This window comes from Collimonas sp. OK607 (assembly GCF_900111995.1).
Classification (GTDB): domain Bacteria; phylum Pseudomonadota; class Gammaproteobacteria; order Burkholderiales; family Burkholderiaceae_D; genus Collimonas.
Genome location: NZ_FOKF01000017.1, coordinates 1 through 19,598 on the forward strand (window position 1 = coordinate 1; position 19,598 = coordinate 19,598).

18 protein-coding genes are annotated in these 19,598 nt (G+C 57.0%); 5 read left to right on the forward strand and 13 right to left on the reverse strand.

The window, feature by feature from the left end:
* The 4 genes from BM029_RS13015 to BM029_RS13030 form a co-directional block, all read right to left on the reverse strand.
* Nucleotides 1-250 (reverse strand): transposase domain-containing protein (locus BM029_RS13015; protein WP_170851070.1); only part of this gene is annotated, 250 nt, incomplete at its 3' end.
* A 152-nt stretch (nucleotides 251-402) separates the two neighbouring features.
* Complete coding sequence (locus tag BM029_RS26605; RefSeq protein WP_092436646.1) at nucleotides 403-699, reverse strand: DUF6587 family protein; 297 nt, start codon at nucleotides 697-699, stop codon at nucleotides 403-405.
* A complete protein-coding gene (locus BM029_RS13025) occupies nucleotides 696-2,540 on the reverse strand; it encodes a ferrous iron transporter B (RefSeq protein WP_092436648.1) in 1,845 nt (614 codons plus the stop codon). Before BM029_RS13025 ends, BM029_RS26605 begins: the two co-directional genes overlap by 4 nt.
* Nucleotides 2,541-2,559: 19 nt before the next feature.
* Nucleotides 2,560-2,862 (reverse strand): FeoA family protein, encoded by a 303-nt coding sequence (locus BM029_RS13030; protein WP_256381607.1) that lies wholly within the window; start codon nucleotides 2,860-2,862, stop codon nucleotides 2,560-2,562.
* A gap of 226 nt (nucleotides 2,863-3,088) precedes the next feature.
* On the opposite strand from BM029_RS13030, the gene BM029_RS13035 reads away from it, so the two are divergent.
* The gene (locus tag BM029_RS13035; RefSeq protein ID WP_092436652.1) at nucleotides 3,089-4,219 is read left to right on the forward strand and encodes an ABC transporter substrate-binding protein; all 1,131 of its coding nucleotides are present in this window, start codon (nucleotides 3,089-3,091) and stop codon (nucleotides 4,217-4,219) included.
* A gap of 19 nt (nucleotides 4,220-4,238) precedes the next feature.
* On the opposite strand, the gene BM029_RS13040 is transcribed toward BM029_RS13035, so the two are convergent.
* Genes BM029_RS13040 through BM029_RS13080 form a run of 9 tightly spaced genes read right to left on the reverse strand, consistent with a single transcriptional unit; the run spans nucleotide 4,239 to nucleotide 13,712 of the window.
* On the reverse strand, nucleotides 4,239-5,714 hold the full coding sequence (locus tag BM029_RS13040; RefSeq protein ID WP_244545034.1) for an aldehyde dehydrogenase family protein: 1,476 nt from the start codon (nucleotides 5,712-5,714) through the stop codon (nucleotides 4,239-4,241).
* Nucleotides 5,714-7,450, reverse strand: coding sequence for a 5-guanidino-2-oxopentanoate decarboxylase (locus BM029_RS13045; protein ID WP_092436656.1), 1,737 nt, complete (start codon nucleotides 7,448-7,450; stop codon nucleotides 5,714-5,716). Before BM029_RS13045 ends, BM029_RS13040 begins: the two co-directional genes overlap by 1 nt.
* A 19-nt stretch (nucleotides 7,451-7,469) precedes the next feature.
* Complete coding sequence (locus BM029_RS13050) at nucleotides 7,470-8,126, reverse strand: amino acid ABC transporter permease (RefSeq protein WP_092436658.1); 657 nt, start codon at nucleotides 8,124-8,126, stop codon at nucleotides 7,470-7,472.
* Nucleotides 8,123-8,791: an amino acid ABC transporter permease gene (locus BM029_RS13055; protein ID WP_092436660.1), complete on the reverse strand. Its 669-nt coding sequence runs from the start codon at nucleotides 8,789-8,791 to the stop codon at nucleotides 8,123-8,125. Before BM029_RS13055 ends, BM029_RS13050 begins: the two co-directional genes overlap by 4 nt.
* Before the next feature lie 27 nt (nucleotides 8,792-8,818).
* Complete coding sequence (locus BM029_RS13060) at nucleotides 8,819-9,634, reverse strand: transporter substrate-binding domain-containing protein (protein ID WP_092436662.1); 816 nt, start codon at nucleotides 9,632-9,634, stop codon at nucleotides 8,819-8,821.
* A gap of 49 nt (nucleotides 9,635-9,683) precedes the next feature.
* Nucleotides 9,684-10,799 (reverse strand): ABC transporter ATP-binding protein, encoded by a 1,116-nt coding sequence (locus tag BM029_RS13065; protein ID WP_092436664.1) that lies wholly within the window; start codon nucleotides 10,797-10,799, stop codon nucleotides 9,684-9,686.
* Nucleotides 10,800-10,857: 58 nt separating this feature from the next.
* The gene (locus tag BM029_RS13070; RefSeq protein ID WP_092436666.1) at nucleotides 10,858-11,709 is read right to left on the reverse strand and encodes an ABC transporter permease; all 852 of its coding nucleotides are present in this window, start codon (nucleotides 11,707-11,709) and stop codon (nucleotides 10,858-10,860) included.
* The gene (locus BM029_RS13075; RefSeq protein ID WP_092436668.1) at nucleotides 11,706-12,563 is read right to left on the reverse strand and encodes an ABC transporter permease; all 858 of its coding nucleotides are present in this window, start codon (nucleotides 12,561-12,563) and stop codon (nucleotides 11,706-11,708) included. Before BM029_RS13075 ends, BM029_RS13070 begins: the two co-directional genes overlap by 4 nt.
* 54 nt (nucleotides 12,564-12,617) lie before the next feature.
* Nucleotides 12,618-13,712: an ABC transporter substrate-binding protein gene (locus BM029_RS13080; RefSeq protein WP_092436670.1), complete on the reverse strand. Its 1,095-nt coding sequence runs from the start codon at nucleotides 13,710-13,712 to the stop codon at nucleotides 12,618-12,620.
* 409 nt (nucleotides 13,713-14,121) lie between these two features.
* Between BM029_RS13080 and BM029_RS13085 the strand changes: the two genes are divergently transcribed.
* From BM029_RS13085 to BM029_RS13100, 4 genes are all read left to right on the forward strand, one after another.
* Entirely contained in the window at nucleotides 14,122-15,012 is an 891-nt protein-coding gene (locus tag BM029_RS13085; RefSeq protein WP_092436672.1) for a LysR substrate-binding domain-containing protein, read from the forward strand.
* Between the two features lie 385 nt (nucleotides 15,013-15,397).
* Nucleotides 15,398-17,005, forward strand: a complete 1,608-nt coding sequence (locus BM029_RS13090; RefSeq protein WP_092436674.1) for a glycosyltransferase — start codon at nucleotides 15,398-15,400, stop codon at nucleotides 17,003-17,005.
* A complete protein-coding gene (locus BM029_RS13095; RefSeq protein ID WP_092436676.1) occupies nucleotides 17,002-18,339 on the forward strand; it encodes a glycosyltransferase in 1,338 nt (445 codons plus the stop codon). The genes BM029_RS13090 and BM029_RS13095 overlap by 4 nt, the downstream gene beginning before the upstream one ends.
* A gap of 57 nt (nucleotides 18,340-18,396) precedes the next feature.
* Nucleotides 18,397-19,539 (forward strand): acyltransferase family protein, encoded by a 1,143-nt coding sequence (locus tag BM029_RS13100; RefSeq protein ID WP_092436678.1) that lies wholly within the window; start codon nucleotides 18,397-18,399, stop codon nucleotides 19,537-19,539.
* The last annotated feature ends 59 nt before the right edge of the window (nucleotides 19,540-19,598 follow it).

Genomic DNA, 19,598 nt, shown 5'->3' on the forward strand with positions numbered 1-19,598 from the left:
GTTCCTTCAGGTCGGGGAGCGCCAAATCCAATTCCGCCATTACCTGCCGCACCGATCGATGTCGGTAGATAGCCAAGGCGATCACCAGCCAAACCACTTGCTGCGCCGGCAAGCGACGCTGACGAATACTGGCCTTGCCCGTGTAGCCCAACGCCTGTTCAATCCAATCGTCGGGTAAATGCTCCCCAAGCCGCCTCCAGTCGGGGGGCGGCAGATCAACAGTGACAAGTGGAAGGGCGTCGGACAGCATCGTCGCCGAAGGTTAACAGCTTTGGCGGTTGTATACAACCGCCAACCGGGTCCTTTGAACCGCTTAACTTAACGGCATTAGACTCTCCCTATTTAACGAACCACGGAGTACATGCATTAGCACTCAAACGCTAAAAATAACTCACACGATTTCTATTCCCCCGAACGCTCACGAAACTGCACCGGTTGCTCCACAGCGGCAGATCCCGAACCACATCCGGTAGAACAAGAACCACACCCACTCCCACATCCTCCCGCCGCAGCCACAGGCTGCAACCGCTTGCCAATCTCCCGCACCACTACCGGCCGGGAACCCGCACTCAACGAGTTCGCCAACGCCGCCTGCCAGCGCTGACTGGTAACCGGCATCAATCGACGGCATGCATAAATCAAACTGGCGATCACCGCCACGCCAATCACAATGGCCTGGATTACGAGAAATGGCGTCATGTCAGGAGTTTCGTAATTTGATAAGTCAGGAACGCGGCAAGGTAGGCCAGGCCGAACAGGTACGTGGTGGCAAAAGCGACGATTTTCCAGGAGTTGGTTTCGCGGCGCATCACTGCCAGCGTCGACATGCATTGCGGTGCAAATACATACCAGGCTAGCAGCGCCAGCGCGGTTGCCAGCGACCATTGATGGGCAATCACCGGGCCTAGCTGCGACGCAATCATGTCTTCGTTGCCGGACATGGCGTACACGGTTCCCAGCGCCGAAACGGCGACTTCGCGTGCGGCCATGCCGGGCACCAGTGCAATGCAGATCTGCCAGTTAAAACCGATAGGGGCAAAGATGTATTCGAGCAGATGGCCGATCCTGCCGGCCAGGCTGTAATCGATGGCTGGCATAGTCGCGCCTGCCGGCGGGCCGGGGAAGGTCGACAGGAACCACAGCAGCACGGTGAGCGCCAGGATGATGGTGGTGACCCGGCGTAAAAAGATCAATGCCCGCTCCCACAGGCCGATGGCGATGTTGCGCGCGCCGGGCAAGCGATAGGATGGCAATTCCATCAGCAATGCGTGCTCGCTCTTGTCCTTGCGCACACGCTTGATGACCCAGGATACTGCCAGCGCGCTGACGATGCCTGCCACGTACAGCACGAACAGGACGATACCTTGCATATTGAACAGGCCCCAGACGCTTGTGTTCGGGATGAAGGCGGCGATCAGCAAGGTGTACACCGGCAGCCTTGCCGAGCAAGTCATCAGTGGCGCCACCAGGATGGTGGTCAGGCGGTCGCGTGGATCCTGGATGCTGCGGGTGGCCATGATGCCGGGAATCGCGCAGGCGAAACTGGACAGCAGCGGGATGAATGAGCGGCCAGTAAGGCCGGCTTTGAACATCATGCGGTCAAGCAGGAAGGCGGCGCGTGGCAGGTAGCCGGATTCTTCCAGCACCAGGATAAAGAAAAACAGGATCAGGATTTGCGGCAGGAATACCAGCACGGTGCCCAGGCCGCCGAAGATGCCGTCGCTGATCAGGCTGCGCAGCAGGCTTTCCGGCATCGCGCCGGCGACCCAGGCGCCGACCGCGCCGACGCCGGCCTGGATAGCCGCCATCAGCGGTTGTGCCCAGGAAAAAACTGCCTGGAAAATAAAGAACATGATGGCCGCCAGCAGCGCCAGTCCGAATACCGGATGCAATACCCAGCGGTCGATCATATCGTCGATCATCGATGTGTTGCGCGGCATGGTGACTGCTGCCGCCAGCATGCTGCGCACCTGTGCGTGCAAGTCGTCGTCGACGCCGCCTGCCACTGGCTCTGGCGCTGTTGCGGCGCCCTGGTCCAGATGCCGGATCAATTCGCCTGCACCGCCACTGCGTACTGCAACGGTTTCGATCACCGGAATGCCGAGGCGGCGTTCCAGCTCTTCGCGGTCGATCGCGATGCCGCGTTTGCGGGCGGCATCCATCATGTTCAATGCCAGCACCATGGGCCGGCCCAGCCGTCTGACTTCCAATACAAAGCGCAAGTGCAAACGCAGATTGGTTGCATCGGCAACGCAGACCACCAGATCCGGCAACGCTTCTCCGGGCATTTGGCCCAGGCAAACTTTGCGGGTAATCATCTCGTCCGGGCTGGTCGCTTCCAGGCTATACGCACCGGGCAAATCGAGTAATTGGAACAGCCGTCCGGAAGGGGCGGTGAAGCGGCCTTCCTTACGTTCTACCGTGACGCCGGCGTAGTTCGCAACTTTCTGGCGGCTTCCGGTCAATTGATTGAACAAGGCGGTCTTACCGCAGTTTGGATTGCCGACAAGGGCGATGCGGAGGGAGGATGCGCTAGACATGAGGCTGTGGCTAAGAAATTCAGGAAGCTGGATTAACGTGGACCCGGTGCGCTTCGGCGCGACGCAGGGCAAAACGGGTGAAGCCGATTTGTATCATCAGCGGATCTGCGCCAACCGGGCCGCGCGCCACCAGGCTCACTGGCTCTCCCTGGACAAAACCCAGCTCGCGCAAGCGGTTGGCAATCGGGTCCAGCTCCAATACATCTTCCACGTATTCGATCACAGCAGGGGTAAACGGGGTCAAGTCACAAAGTCTCATAGATAAGCTAAAAGCAAGCCAAAAGTAAGCTCTAAACAAGCCATGATCAATAATGATTCTCATTATATCGGATAGCGTCTTATTATTTTCCCGGACGCTGAAATTGCGTGGCTTGCTTGACAGCACTGCCTCCTTTGCGTTTTACTTGGCACAATTTTCCGCACCGCAACAAATTTCATTAGCTGCTTATCGGCTCTTTTGGGTAGCGCTACCATATGCCGTATCAAATTTGCAATGGATTTACAATGATGTGCGAAATTGATCAACTAAACAAATAATCGGATTTCGCATGCGCCTTCATAAAATACTTGTCCTGTCAGCGCTGTTGTTGACGGCCGCTTTTTGTCACGCTGAAACGGGCGTTACCGCCACTACAATTACCCTCGGTCAGTCGGCAGCGTTTACCGGTCCCGCCAAGGAACTGGGCAAGGGAATGAATGAAGGCGCGCAAGCGTATTTCGATCAGGTCAACGCCAGCGGCGGTGTGTTCGGCAGGAAAATCGTCCTTAAAACGATGGACGACGGCTATGAACCGGAGCGGGCGGCGGCGAATACCCGCCAGTTCATCGAAGCGGACGACATACTGGCCCTGTTCGGCTATGTCGGTACGCCAACCTCGAATGCATCGATTCCGGCCGCGACCAAGGCTAAGTTGCCGTTCTTCGCGCCGTTTACCGGCGCCCAGTCGTTGCGCGAACCGTTCAACCGGAATATCTTCAACGTCCGCGCCAGTTACTTTGCCGAGACTGAAAAAATCGTGCAGCAAATTACCACGCTGTCATTGAAGCGGATCGCTGTCTTTTATCAGAATGATGCCTACGGCAAGGCTGGCCTGGAAGGGGTGACCCGGGCGTTGAAGAAACGCGGCATCGAAGTTGTCGGGTTAGGCACGGTGGAACGCAATAGCGTGGATGTCAGCGATGCCGTCGCCAAGATCCGGAAAAGCAATCCGCAGACGGTCATCATGGTGTCGGCATACAATTCCAGCGCTGCCTTTATCAAGGCGATGATAGCCGCCGGCAGTCCGCCATCGTTCTGGAACATCTCGTTCGTCGGCAGCCAGCAGCTGGTGAATGCACTGGGCAAGGATGCCAGCGGCGTGCAGATTGCACAAGTGATGCCGGCGCCTTGGGATGAGGTCAACGCCATCGTCAAGGAATACCGCAAGTACTACCTGCAAAACGGTAAGAGAGAGTGGGATTACGTCAGCATGGAAGGTTTTATTGCGGCCAAGGTCCTGGTGGAAGGGCTCAAGCGCGCAGGCAGCAATTTGTCGCGCGATAGTTTGATCAAGGCATTGGAAACCCTGAACCATTATGACGCCGGTGGCTATTTTGTCACCTTCAGCCCGAGCAATCACAACGGTTCAGAGTTCGTCGACCTGACGATGGTAGCCAAGAGCGGCAGATTCTTGCATTGAACTACCTGAACTATCGGGATTATCCGAATGCCGCCATCACCACGTGTTTGACTTCCTGAAACGCGTGTAAGCCCCAAGGTCCCAGCTCGCGGCCTATGCTGCTTTTCTTCATGCCGCCCCAAGAGGTTTGCGGGAAAATCACCTGCGGACTGTTGACCCATACCAGGCCCACGTCCAACGCCGCCGACACGCGGCTGGCACGGTCGGGGTCCGAGGTCAGCACGGTCGCTACCAGGCCATACTCGCTTCGATTGGCGATCTCAATTGCTTCCTGCTCGCTGTCGAAGGTATTGATGCATAGGACCGGACCGAAGATTTCTTCGCGCCACAACGGGCTGTCGAAGGGCACATCTGCAAAGATCGTCGGTGCCACAAAATATCCTTTGGACATCGTTGGCAGACGACTGCCGCCAGTGATGAGGTTTAGTCCCGCGTCCATTCCCTGCTGAATATATTGCTGCACTTTCTGATATTGCTGGCGGCTGCTCAAGGGGCCCATTTGGGTTGCAGGATCCATCGGATCGCCGACCGTGATCGATTCGACACGCTGCTTGAGACGTGCCGTGAAATCCTCTGCAATGCTGCGTTCAATCAGCAAGCGCGAGGTGGCCGAGCACATTTGTCCGGCATTGAAAAATATCCCGCCGCAGACGATGTCGAGTGCCTGCTCGATATCTGCATCGGCAAACATCAGCGCCGCCGACTTTCCGCCAAGCTCCAGGCTGATGCGTTTGAGATCGTCCGCGGCGGCTTTCATCACCGTCTGGCCGACCGCGGTGCTGCCGGTAAACGAGACTTTACGTACATCGGGATGGGAAACCAGCGCGGCGCCGACTTCGGCACCGCTACCGGTGACCAGATTGAAGACGCCGGCCGGCAATCCGGCTTGATCGATTATCGCCGCCAGCGCCAGCTCCGGCAACGGCGTGATTTCGGATGGCTTGAGTACCACCGTGCAGCCTGCCGCCAACGCCGGTGCGACTTTCCATGCGGTGGTCACCATGGGAAAATTCCAAGGTACGATCAGGGCCGCGACGCCGCAAGGCTCACGACGTAGCGTTGCCGTAAAGTCGTCGCTGGGCAGGGGGACCGGTTGATCCTGATGCGCATCGAGTTGCTCGGCCAGTTCGGCGTAATAGCTGAAGGTGGCGACGACATCGCCGATATCGATCAGCGATTCACTCAGGGGTTTGCCGTTGTTGGCAGTTTGCAGGCGGGCGAGTTGCTCCTGCTGTTCCTGCACTCCGCGTGCAATGGCACGCAAGCAGACGGCGCGTTCAGCGCCGGAATTTTTTCCCCATTCCGCCTGCGCCGCCGCAGCAGCCGCGACAGCATCGTCGACATCCTGCGCTGCGCCGGTGGCGACCTCGGCCAATGCTGTTTCGGTGGCGGGATTGAAAACCGTTTCCATCCGGCCGGACCGTGCATCGCACCAACGACCGGCGATATAGAGTCGATGCGGCTGAGGCAGCTGATGCGGTTGATTGTGCGCCATCATTGCTCCTGTCCGGTCCACTCGATTTCTGAAATTTCAATCACAGTTGGCGTGCTGGTTGCCACCGCCAGTTGCAAGGCGCTGGTCAGCTCCGTTGCTGTTGCTGCGTGTTGAGCCGCGCAGCCGAAGCCGCGTGCAATCGCCAGGAAATCCGGCGTGTAGATATCGACGCCAACCGGTTCGATGGCGCGGTTCTGCATGTATTTCTTGATTTCTCCATAGCCGCTGTTATTCCACAGCAGGATGATCACCGGGACGCCGGCTTCCACCGCACTGGCCAGTTCCGGCAAGGTGAACTGCAAACCGCCGTCGCCGATCAGGCATACCACCGGTGTGCCGGCAGTGGCGAGTTTGGCGCCGATTGCGGCCGGTAATGCATAACCGAGCGTGCCGTATCCGGTAGATGAATTGAACCAGCTGCGCGGAGTGCGCGCATCGAAGGTGATATTGCCGGTATATACCGGCTGGGTAGAGTCGCCGACATAGATCGCATCCGGCAGCGTGCTCGCCACCACTTCCAGCATGCGATGCTGCATGTGTGCCGCATGGTCGAGGCTGGAGTCGATTTCGCGTCGCAAAGCGGCAACCCGGTTGCTGCCCCACGAGACATCGGGAAGGACCGCATGCAAAAGCGGCTCGGGTTGCAGTGACAACTGCTGCAACAAGCCTTGCAGCGCGCTTCCGGTATCGGACAGCAAGGCAAGCGTGGCGGGATAGTTACGCGCCAGCTGCTGCGCATCGATGTCGATGCGGATCAGTTTTCCGGGTATGCGGAAGCCGCCGTCGAATACGGTGTCATAGTCGGTTTCGCCGAGTTCGGTGCCGACTGCCAGCACTACATCGGCTTCACACACCAGGGCGCGCGTTGCAGCCGTAGATTGGGTCGAACCGAGCAACAGCGGATGCTGCGGCGGCAGCAGACCTTTAGCGTTGATGGTGAGTGCCGTCGGCGCCTGCAGACGTTCTGCCAGTTGCTGCAATTCGATACCGGCATTGACGGCGCCGCCGCCGGCCAGGATCAAGGGCCGCCTGGCTTGGTGCAGCATGGCGGCAGCCTCGGCTATTCGGCGCGGATCGGCGCAGGGTTTAGAGGTGCGGGCTGGCATGGCGGTAGACAGATGCGCGGCAGGAGCGACGATCACATCCAGCGGGATTTCAATATGCACCGGGCGCGGGCGGGCGCTATCGAACACAGCGAAAGCGCGCGCCAATACGGCAGGAAGTTCATCGGCGCTCATCAGCGTATGCGAGAACGCGGTCATACCGGCAAAAACGCCACGTTGCGACGGCAACTCATGCAGCATGCCGTTGCCATTGCCCAGGTGCTGACGGGCGTTGACGCTGGAAATGACCAGCATCGGGATCGAATCGGCATAGGCTTGCGCCATGGCGGTAGCGATATTGGTCATGCCGGGGCCGGTGATAATGAAGCAGACGCCGGGTTTGCCACTGACCCGCGCATAGCCGTCGGCCATGAAGCCGGCGCCCTGCTCGTGACGCGGTGTGATGTGGCGCATGCTTGAGCGCGCCAGTCCGCGATATAGCTCAACGGTATGGACGCCGGGAATGCCGAACACCAGTTCGACGCCATAGTTTTCCAGCAGCTTGACCAGCACCTCGCCGCAAGTTGCCTCTGCGGGTGCGATCGGGAACGATGCAGATGCGGATGCAGATGTGGATGAACTGCCGTCAGCGGCGACGGTCTTGTCAATCTCAGTACTCTCGAGTCGTTTCATGTTGGGTTTCATTTTCGCATCAGCGATTGGTCTTGCGTTGATGTTGGCGTTCCAGCTTGCGTGCATACCAGGTCAGTGGAAAGCACATGGCGAAATACAACAGGGCCACCATTCCGTAAATAGGGAAAGGGCGGAAAGTCGAATTGGTAAGCATGTTGCCGACCTTGGTCAGTTCGATCAGGCCGATGATGGAAGTCAGGGCGGTGCTCTTAACTACTTGTACCAAAAAGCCCACCGTCGGTGCGATGGCAATCCGCAATGCTTGCGGCAGCACGATTTCACGCAGCTGTTGCGTGTAAGTCATGCCGAGGCTGGCGCCCGCATGCCATTGGCCGCGGGGAATTGCCGCGACGCAGCCGCCCCAGATCTCCACCAGATAGGCGCTGGTATACAGTGTCAGCGTGACACTGGCCGCCAGCCATGGCGAGACGTCGATGCCAAACAGCGGCAACCCGAAGAACACCATGAACAATTGCATCAGCAGCGGTGTTCCCTGGATTATTTCTATGTACAGATCGATCACCGCAGTGAGCTGGCGCTGACCGGCCAGCCGCAGGCCGAGCAACAGCAAGCCGCATGCGCCGCCACCGGCAAATGCAATCAGCGCTAGCAATACCGTCCAGCGTGCGGCCAGCATCAAGTTGCCGGCCATACCCCATAAAGTGAACTCCATCATCGCTGCCGCCCCGCAAAAAGTCCGCGCGCCATGCGGTTCATCAGACGTCGCAATACAATCGCCAGCACCAGATAGATGACGGTGATCACCAGGTAGATTTCAAAGGAGCGGAAATTGCGCGACTGGATATAGTTGGCGGCGTAGGTCAGGTCGGTGACCGAAATCTGCGACACAACTGCCGATCCCAGCATCACAATCAGCACCTGGCAGGCCAGCGCCGGGAATACGGTAGCCAGCGCTTGCGGCAATATGACGGAGCGGAATGCTTGCCGTTGAGTCAGCCCGATCGCCAGCGCGGCCTGGTATTGCCCACGCGATACGGCTTCAATTCCGGCGCGTACGATTTCGATGGTGTAGGCGCCCAGATTGATCGTCATCGCTAGCAATGCCGCCTCCATTTCATTGATCTGCACGCCGAGGCCTGGCAAACCAAAGAAGATGAAGAACAACTGCACAATGAACGGGGTGTTGCGAATCAGCTCGACATAGGTGGCAATCGCGCTGCGAACAGCTTTTCCGCCTTTCCATTGCAAGGCTGCACCGCCGATACCGATCACGGCGCCGAGAAAAGTGGCGACCGCGGTCAGGCCGAGCGTGATCGCAATACCGTGCGCGATCATGCCGGTGTATTGTTGCAGATCGCTGAAGTCGAACGCATAAGTCATGCTGATTGCCTTCCTGTGTCCGGCCGCTTACAAATCCGCCGGCAGCGGTACCCGCAGCCATTTTTGGGAAATCTTGTTCAAGCTGCCATCCTTCTTGGCCTGCACGATGGCTTGGTTGATCTGTTGCGTCAGTCGTGGTTCGTTCTTGTTCAGGCCGACGTGATCGGGCGAGCTGAACAACTGGAATTTTTGCTGTATGCCTGCGGCCGGGTTCTTGGCCATGATGGTGGCGCCGACGTCATTGCCGACTACCATCAATTGCGTTTGTCCGGACAGGAACGCAGAGATGGCGCCGTTGGGATCGTCAAAGCGCTTGATCGTGGCTTCAGACGGAGCCACTTTGGAAATACTCAAGTCCTCAAGCGTGCCGCGGGCTACGGATATGGTCTTGCCGGCCAGGTCGGCATTGCTCTTGACCGCCATTTTCGGGCCGCCGAACACCGCCAGGTAGTAGGGTGCGTAAGCATCGGTAAAATCGATGACCTTGGCACGCTCCGGCGTTTGTCCCACCGACAGCAATAAATCTACTTTGCCGCCGGCGAGGTACGCCATGCGATTGTCGCCGGTGACTTGTATCAGTTCTACCTTGGTCTTCAGCGCCTTACCGATCAATTCAGCCATGTCGATGTCGTAGCCGAGCGGCTTCATGTCTGGCCCGATCGAGCCAAATGGCGGGTAATCCATGAAGACACCGATCCTGACCTTGCCGTTCTTACTGATGTTATCGATGGCGTCGGCCTGACTTGGCGCAGCATGCAACATGCCCGCCGTGAGCAGGATGGCGGCGCCGATCTTGCATATGCGGCGATTCAGGAGGGTACCGCAGAGGGGCAATATGTTCATGGTGTTTCCTCGATGTGTAGATTGATGAATCGGTAGATGAATTGCGTTATCAGGCAGCCAGCCGGCTCGGGCTTGCATCGATCAGCTTGCAGGCGTGCGGCGGCAAGGTTGCCAATACCTGGCTCCCGATCGCCAATCCCGGAACTTCGCGCGGGCTGGTCGCCACGGTCAGCGAAAAGCCGGAACAATCTATGGTGGCTTCCAGCGACGAGCCTACATCGCGGATAAAGCTGACCTGGCCTGGCACGCAATTGTTGCTGCTGTTGCGGATGCTGGATTGCAGATCCTTGTGTCCGACCGCTTCGTTGATTCTCAGGCAGACATCTTCGGGACGGATCAACAAGCGGATTTCCTGGCCGTCGCTGATCTTGCGCGAGCCACTGATATCGATCTGCTGTCCGCCTGCCAGTCGCACCCGCTGATCGCCGTTTGGCACCGCCGGCAGGATGTTGCCGAGACCGATGAAGTCGGCGACGAATTCATTGACCGGATCCCGATACACTTCCAGCGGCGAGCCGATTTGCGCGATCCGGCCTTGCTCCATCACCACAATCACATCGGCCATGGTCATTGCTTCACGCTGGTCATGCGTCACCATGATGGTGGTGATGCCGAGGCGTTGCTGCAGCAGGCGGATTTCAACCTGCATCGCTTCGCGCAGCTTGGCGTCGAGCGCTGACAGCGGTTCATCCAGCAGCAACAGCTTGGGCGCGGATGCCAGCGCGCGCGCAATCGCCACCCGTTGCCGCTGGCCGCCGGACAATTGCGCCACCGGACGATTGGCCATGTGCGGCAACTGGATCAGCTGCAGCAATTCGTCGACCCGTTTGGCCTGGCTTTGCTTGTCGACTTTGCGCAAACGCAGCGGGTAGGCAATGTTGCCAGCCACGCTCATGTGGGGGAACAATGCCAGCGACTGGAACACCATGCCGAAATCGCGCTCGCACGCCGGTACATTGGTGAGGTCCTTGCCGGCCATGGTGAGGCGGCCGCTGGTCGGTGTTTCGAGGCCGGCGATCATGCGCAGCAATGTGGTCTTGCCGCAGCCGGACGGTCCGAGGAAACACACCAGCTTACCTTCCGGGATGCTCAGGTTGACGTGTTTCACGACTTGCACCGCGCCGAATTGCTTGTTGACGTTTTCAATGACTAATTGATTGCTCATGTTGTGCTCGCTAAGTTGGAACGCATTTTTCAATATCTGATTAGAGTGCTTGGTGTGTTTAGAGCGCTACGCCGTCGTCGCCCACCAGTTTTTCCAGCAGCCAGATCAAGCCGAAGTCGATCAGCACGATGAACACGGCGAACGAGAATACGGTAGGATCGAGCGACGAAACGGTGCGGCTGTACAGCCATACCGGCAACGTCATGGTGTCGACGTCATACAGGAAGAAGGTCACCGTGAATTCGTTGAAAGAGACGATGAAGGCGAACAGCATTCCGGCCATGATGCCGGGCCGCATCAGCGGCAGCACGACATCGAACATGGCGCGCATTGGCCGTGCTCCCATCAGATAGGCCGCTTCTTCGAATTCCGGACCGATGCCGGCAATCGACGCCGAACAATTCTTGACTGCGAACGGCAACGCCAGGATCACATGGGCGATAACCAACCGGAAAATGCCTAGCTCAACCGGGATATAGTTGAACACCAACAGTAACGAAATACCCAGCATTACCAGTGGATACACCATGGGCAAGGCGATGAATTGCTCGATGATGCCTTTGCCGGGGAAGTTGAAGCGGTTGAGTGCATAAGCAGCAGGAATTGCCACCGCTGCGGCGATCAGCATGGTCGCCACGGCCACTTTGAGGCTGGTGCCAAGCGCCTGTCCCATCGACAGCACGTCGCTGGCGTCAGGCGACATGAAGGTGTGCCAGGCAGCCCGATACCATTGCAAGCCATAGCTAGGCGGCGGGAAGGCCAGGGTGTCGGAAGCGCCGAACGACATGATGATCATGATGATGATCGGCATCGCTGCCAGTATCAGCACCACTGCCGCCAACACCCCGGTTAGCCGGGTGAGCTGGCCGGGCAGGGCGCGCCGCAAGAAAGGGCGAGTGAGTGAGGTCATTGTGTGTTCCCCAGCATTTTCTGTGACCGTTGCACCAGTTTTTGCGACAGCGCCATCACCGCCAAAGTCGCCAGCATCAATATGACGCTGGTGGCTGACGCAGCGGGCCAGTTGAGTAAAGGCGTGATCTGGTCACGCACCAGCACCGCCAGCATGGAAACCCGGCGTCCGCCGAGCAGCAACGGTACCGCAAAGGCGCTGGCGTTGTAGGCAAACACCAGCAGCGCGCCCGACAGAATCCCTGGCATCGCCAGCGGCAGCAGCACATGACGCAAGATCTGCCAGCGGCTGGCACCCATGGTTGCGGCGGCTTCTTCGTAGCTGCCTGAAATCGCTTTTAGCGCACTGGCCATCGGCAATGCCGCCAGCGGGAACGCCGTCTGTATCAGTCCCAGCAATACACCGTTTTCACGATATAGCCATTGCACCGGACGCTGTACGATACCCAGCGCCAGCAGCGAATTGTTGAGCACGCCTCCGGGGCCGAGGATGATCAGCCAGCCATAACTTTGCAGCAGCAGATTCACCAGCAAAGGCAGCAACACGCCGGTCAGCAACAGGCGTCGCGCCAGTTTGGATTTGGCGCGCGCCATGGCAATCGCTACCGGGATCGCCAGCAGTACCGCCAGCACCGTGCTTTGAAACGCCAGGCGCAAGGTGAGCCAAAGCGATTTCATGTAGTAAGGCGTGGCCAGGTCGGCATAGCTGGTCAACGAAACGCTGTGCCATTCGTCGCCGTTACTGCCTACGCTCATGCGGATTACCGCCAGCGCTGCCGCCGCCAGTACTGCCAGGAACAGCAGTACCGGCAGTAGTAGCAGCCACGGCCGTGCATTGGAATTTTGATCGAGCATTGCTTTTCCCTTTGCGTGTTGCCGGGTTTATTCGGGTTTATTCGAATTTATTTATTACGCCGAGAAAATCTCGGTATACCGGCGGACCCATTCGCTTTGTACCGCTGCCAGCGCCTTGTCGTCGTGAATCTGCGCTTTCTCGGCGATCTGTCTCGTGCTTGGAACGTAGCGGCTGCTTTCTGCTGGAATTGCAGCCTTGGTGTTCACCGGTCCGTTGAGCACATCGGCAGCCATTTTTCCTTGTACAACCGGGTCCAGCGTGTGATTGATGAAGGCGTGGATCAGGTCGATGTCGCCCGGATGCGATTTCGGAATCACGGTGTACATCAACTGGGCGGCAAAACCTTCTTTCATGTCATAGGTGACACCCATCTTGTATTCCGGCTTTTTAATCGCCACCGGGAAGAACGCCGGCGAGTAGATGCCACCAATGTCCAGCGCGTTGGTGCGGAACAGTTCGGCCACCTGGTTCGGATTTTCGCCGAGCATCAGGATGCGGTCCTTGAGCAGCGCCAGCTTCTTGAAACCCGGATCGATATTCTTTTGTGAACCGCCGGACAATTTCGCTGCAATGATGGCAAGGTCGACAGCTTCGACCCAGCTTGGCGGCGGCAGAAAGATGCGGCCGCTATATTTTTGATCCCATAAGGCTTCGTAAGTGGATGGCGGCGCCTTGAAAGTTGACGTGTTGTAGATCAGGCCGTTGGTCCACAACAGGTAGCCGACACCGAAACCGTTGGCGCCGCTGCGATGCTCAGGCGCGACATCTTTCAGATTCGGCAGGCGGGCCAGATCCGGTTGCATCAGAAAACCGGCATCTGCCAGCCCCGAAGCGCCGACACCCGCCAGCGTGATCACATCATATTGCGGCTTGTTGCCGGCCGCTTTCAGTTTGGCGACCATGCCCGAAGTACCATCCGCGCGGTCGGCAATCACTTTGGCGCCGGTTTTTTCAGAGAAGCTGGCCGCGATATTACGCAGCGCTGCCAGGCCGGTATCGTCTGACCAGGTCAGGAAGCGTAGCGTCTTCCCTTTGAAGTTCTGTTCCTGTGCAAAGACGTTCACAAATGGTGCGGATAGCGTAGATGCGGCAATCGATGCACCAATTGCTTTGATGACGTTACGACGTTTGGTATCTGTATTTTGCATGGCTTGCTCCTGCTGTGAAAGTGTGGAAACGACTGCTGAATGCCTGTGGTTTGCTGTGTTGGCGCTACTTGCTGATGCAAAAGGCATGCCAGATATTGCCAAAAGGCATTAGTTTTAATGATTGCTAGGATGCATAAAACTGATGCCTGAAAAGACTTCGGACAGCAGGCATAGATGCCGCTTGGTAATTAGGGCAAGGTCGTTTCCACCGAGGGTGGCGCGCTGGGGGTTGGGGTGCATTTTGTCTCGCTCCGGTATTAGAAAATGTATTTTCTTTGTGAGGTGTCCCTGTGGGATCTGATCACTTTTTTATGCTTGCTATTCTTGTGCATTGCCCGGGTCTTCACAAACGAAATATAATCATAGGAGCCATGCGTTTTTCTGGTGGCTTGAATCTTCGGAGATGCTCATGCGTAAATTGCCACCTTTGAATGCCCTGCAAGTCTTCGAGACTGTCGCTCGCCATCAAAATATTACGCATGCCGCTAACTATCTATGCTTGACACAAGGCGCGGTCAGCCGGCAGATACTGATCCTGGAGGAGTATTACGGCTTCCCGTTGTTCCAGCGCCATGCGCGCGGTTTGACGCTGACCGAAGAGGGCGAGCTGCTGCTGCCGGCAGTGCGTGAAAGCTTCGCGCGGATTGAGGAGATTTCAACCCGGTTGACGCGGCAGCGCACCGACCTGGCATTGAAAGTGCCGACCTGCATCATGCGTTGGATTTATCCCAAGATCATGCTGTTCCAGGCTGAGCATCCGGATATCCAGCTGCAGGTCACAACAGCTTTGCAGCACAATGTCGACTTCCAGCGCGAGTCGTTTGACGCGGCCATCGTATACGGCACGCCGACCGGTAAAGATACCCATTCGCTTTTGCTGTTTACCGAGCAATTGACGCCGGTATGTTCGCCGGCGATGCTCAAGCAACAACCGCAGTTAGTGCCGGAGCAACTGGCGCAGCAGACTTTGCTGCATCCCACCAGGGACCATCGGGATTGGGAAATGTGGTTGCGCTTTGCAGGCGTCAAAGGTGTAGACGCCAGTAGCGGACAGAGCTTCGAAACCCTGGACTCGGCCGTGAACGCTGCGGCGCAAGGATTCGGCGTGGCGATAGGCGATTGCATCCTGGCGGGCGATGATCTCGAGATGCAGCGTCTGGTCAAACCGTTCGACTGTGTGATGCCAGGGCAAAGCTATTACTTCGTTTATCCGGAAAGTGTCGCTAACCAGCAAAAAGTCAGCATCTTCCGCGAGTGGATCAGCCAGTACTGCATGGAGCATGCGCTGCCGCTCGCCTGAGCGGTTGATTGGCAAATTGCGCTCACTCTTATTTGAGATTAATGTTTTTGTAATTGTTATCGATTGCGCATTGCCCCTCCTACCCGGCGCTTCTTGTCAGATCAACTGACTGGTATTCCCGAAGCAACCCTACGTTACATTTCGACACAATAGGGTTCCCGCTCTAAAGCTGGGGCCTATCGTACTACCGCCCACTGGTATCAGGTATTATCGACAGCAACAGGGAGTGTGTTTGATAGGAAACTTTCTTGGTGATGCGCCGCACGGCTGCCCCCGCCCCCTGAATACATAATAAAGAATTGCCTCGTTTACGGGGTTGAGACTAGTCTGAAGTTGCAATAAGCAATGGTTGGACGATTAACATTCGACTAAAAGTACGATTTTGATGAATTTCATTCTGTATTCGGATATTGGCGAAAGTACGATCGATAAAAGCCTTGGTTTACCAGAGTACAGCTACTATTTCGTCTTGAAAGCCTTTCGCACCGTGTTGGCAGAACTCGGTACGGTCACGCTGGTACGGCACCCGGAAACTGAAGTCGATCCCCTGTTTGAAGAATGCCGGCAGCGCGGCGAGGAATGCGTGTTCCTGTCCTTTTCCCCGCCGAACAAGACGCTGATCAATCTCAAATGCCCGACGATTTCAGTTTTCGCATGGGAATACAGCAATATCCCCGATGAAATGTGGGATGACGATGCGCGTAACGACTGGCGTGTAGTGTTTGCTCGCCATGGCAGGGCGATAACGCTGTCAAGCTATACAGCCCGTATTGTCAGGGATGCGATGGGAGCGGCATTTCCGGTGTTGGCGGTGCCGGCGCCTTTGTGGGAGCAGTTTGCCGGCGCCCGCGCGCGATTCGGCGCCAGGTTGCCGCCAAGGGAAAGTGTGTTGAACCTGCGCGGCACTGTAATCGATAGTCACTTGTTGGGTTTGTCCGCGGACGGTTTGATCGCGCACATCACCTTTCCCGAAGCGTCGGATGAAATGGAGCCGCCACCTGAGCCGCCACAACTGGCGCCGGAGCCGCCAGCCCAGCCTGAACCCGTAGCGCCCGCCAAAAATTTGCGTTATCGACTGGCCGTGACCAAACGCCATTTGCTGACATGGTATCGTGAAGCATTACGCGATCTGCTGCCTTTATGGCTAGCCAGAGCAGTGGCGATCAGCGGACGTAGCGGGGATGCCCTCGTACGCGCAGCTATGGGTTATGAAAGCAGGGCAATTCCGCCGCAGCAGTTGCCGATAGCGCCGCTGCAACGGCCTGAACTACCGGAGTCGCCACGGCCACCGCTATTGCCAGTTGCGCCGGTCGAGGTGCTGGAGCCGGAAGCAGTGGTCAATCTGGATGGGGTGGTTTATACCTCTATCCTCAGTCCCAAGGATGGCCGCAAGAACTGGTTTGACATGGTGACCGCATTTTGCTGGACTTTCCGTGACGTCGAAGACGCGACGCTGGTGCTGAAGATGAATGAGCGCGATCTGTCGCGGTATCACAACACTTTGCTGACTTTGCTGTCGCAGTTGGCACCGTTCAAATGCCGGGTCCTGACCCTGCATGCCTACCTGGATGACGCAACTTATGAGGAACTGATCGGCGCTACCAGCTATTACGTCAATACCTCGCTGTGCGAAGGTTTGTGTTTGCCGCTGATGGAGTTCATGTGCTGCGGTAAGCCAGTCATCGCGCCGCGGCACACGGCGATGGAAGACTATATTGACGACGGCGCAGCCTTCATCGTCAAGTCCGGCCTCGAGCACAATGTCTGGCCGCACGATCCGCGCGACCTGTTCCGCACCTTGCGTTACCGCCTCGACTGGGAGTCAATCTGCACAGCGTACGGAGACAGCTATCGGGTAGCCAAACAGCAGCCTGAAAAATATCTCGACATGAGCAAGCAAGCCATGGCGCGCCTGGAGTCCTATAGTTCAGGAGCGGTCGTGAAGGAACAGCTGCGCGGTTTCTTTCAGCAAGCAGGGGTGGCCGCCAGATGATTATTATTATTTATTCAGAAACCAACTCCGGCTCGATTGCGTCCAATCTGGGCTTGCCAGAATACAGTTATTATTTCGTCTTGAAAGAATTCCGCCCGGTACTGGAACAGATTGGCATCGTGGTTGCCGTCAGCGATCCTGCGCGTGAGGTGGATGACATCTACAGGAGCGCCAAAGCACATGGCGAATCCTGCGTTTTCCTGTCATTTTCGCCACCGCATAAAACGGTGGTCGATCTGATTTGCCCGACCATCCCGGTGTTCGCCTGGGAATTCAGTACGCTGCCCAATGAAGTCTGGTTTGGCGAGCCGCGCCATGACTGGCGCTATGTGTTCGATAAAGTCGGCAGCGCGATCACGCATTCGGTGTTCACCGCGGATTCGGTGCGGCAGGCGATGACGCCGGCGTTTCCGGTAGCATCCATCCCGGCGCCGGTCTGGGATCGTTTTACCGCATTGCGCGAGAAATTATCGATTGCCAATTATCCTGGCGGAGTTGACCTGCATGTGGCCGGCACTGTGATCGATAGCCGTACGGTCGACCTTTCTCCCTATAGCGTGCCGCGCCGACGCGATCCCAAGCCGGATCTGGTGCGGCCGCCGGCGCTTGCCAGGCGTGAGCCGGTCAAGGTCCATATCGACGGGGTGGTGTATACCTCGGTTTTCAATCCGTATGACGGACGCAAGAACTGGTACGACATGATCAGCGCCTTTTGCTGGGCTTTCCGCGATGTCGAAGACGCCACGCTGGTGTTGAAGCTGACGCACCACGATGTGCGCATCGGCATCGATAATTTGCTCGAGAATGTCTATAAGCTGACGCCGTTCAAATGCCGGATTCTGCTGATCCACGGTTACCTGAGCGACGCCGATTACGAAAGCCTGGTATCGGCAACGACCTATGTCCTGAACACTTCGCACGGCGAAGGCCAATGCCTGCCTTTGATGGAATTCATGTCCTGCGGCAAGCCAGCCATCGCGCCGCGAAACACCGCCATGGCCGACTATATCGATAACGACAATGCTTTTGTGCTGGACTCCAACACCGAGCCCAGCCACTGGCCGCACGACCCGCGCCAGGCATACCGTACCCTGCGTTACCGCATAGACTGGGGCACTTTGCTTGCGGCCTACAAAGACAGTTATCGCGTCGCAAGGCAGGAGCCGGACAAGTATTGGCAAATGGCCGAACACGCGGTGCGACGGTTGCAACTGCACTGCTCGCGTGCGGTGATCAAAGAACGTTTGCTCGCTTTTTTTGCCGCCCATCCTCGGATGAATGAGGGTGACGTTGCCAAGGTTGCGGAAAAGGTCGCGGAAAAGATCACCACATGATGAAACTCCTCGCCGCCCGCAAACCAGGCCATAGCTGATATCCGGAGCCGATCGCACATGAACCATCGGATTAAAGACATCGAATTATTGCGCGGGATCGCCGTGCTTTTCGTGTTGTTCGAGCATACGCGATTCAATTTGATCGGACAGCCGGGCGAAATTTTTGCGTACGCCTATAGCCATTTCGGATTTTGGACCGGGGTTGATTTGTTCTTTGTGATTTCCGGTTTCGTTATTGCAAGGGATCTGATTCCACGGCTTAACCGTACCGAAGATCGCCAGGGATTCTTTTCTGTAGCAATCAGGTTCTGGATCCGGCGCGCCTGGCGCTTGTGGCCTTCTGCCTGGCTTTGGCTGGCGCTGTTGTTGCTGGCCGCCGTGGCCTTCAAGAAATCCGGCATATTCGGCTCTCTGCAGGCGAATCTGGATGGCACCCTTGCGGGATTTTTGAATTATGCAAACTTTCGCCTGATGTACAAGTTCGGCTTTGAAGAACTCGGACCGGCTTTTCCGTATTGGAGTCTCTCCCTGGAAGAGCAGTTTTACTTGCTGCTGCCGATTATCGCGTTTGTCTGCCGCCGCTGGATTTCCGGTGTATTGATTGTCTTGGTAGTACTGCAATTCTTTGCGCTTCGTAACCATTCACTCCTATTGATGCAGACGCGATCCGATGCGTTGTTGTTGGGCGTGCTACTGGCAATCTGGAGCGCGCACCGCGGTTATCGCAGGCTGGAACCGATTTTTCTCCAAAAGCGACACTGGGTGCGTTTTGCTCTCCTCGCGATCCTGGTCGCCGGGTTGGCAGTAATCGGCACGGAGCAACCTGAGAATTTCCGTTATCGGGTCGGGGTCGTTGCATTGATCTCCGCAGCGCTGGTTTGGATTGCCTCCTACGACGCGGATTATCTGATGCCGGACAATCCCTTGAAGCGTGTACTGCTGTGGATTGGAAGTCGTTCCTACGCGCTGTATCTGACGCATATGCCAGCCTATCTCATGAGCCGTCAAATCTGGTATTGGATCACCCCCGCAGGCACTGTTTTTGATCAAACCTACAATCTCAGGTTGATACTTACAGCTGCGGTGCTGGTGATTGCATTCAGCGAAATTAACTATCGTTTTATTGAGGTCCCCTTACGCGCACGGGGTAAAAAAATTGTCGACAGGATGGGCGAGCGCCAGCTTCAGTTTCAGACATAGTTCACTTGCATCAGGTAAGGTCCATCGATAACAGTGAAAGCAAAAACAGTATGCGAGAC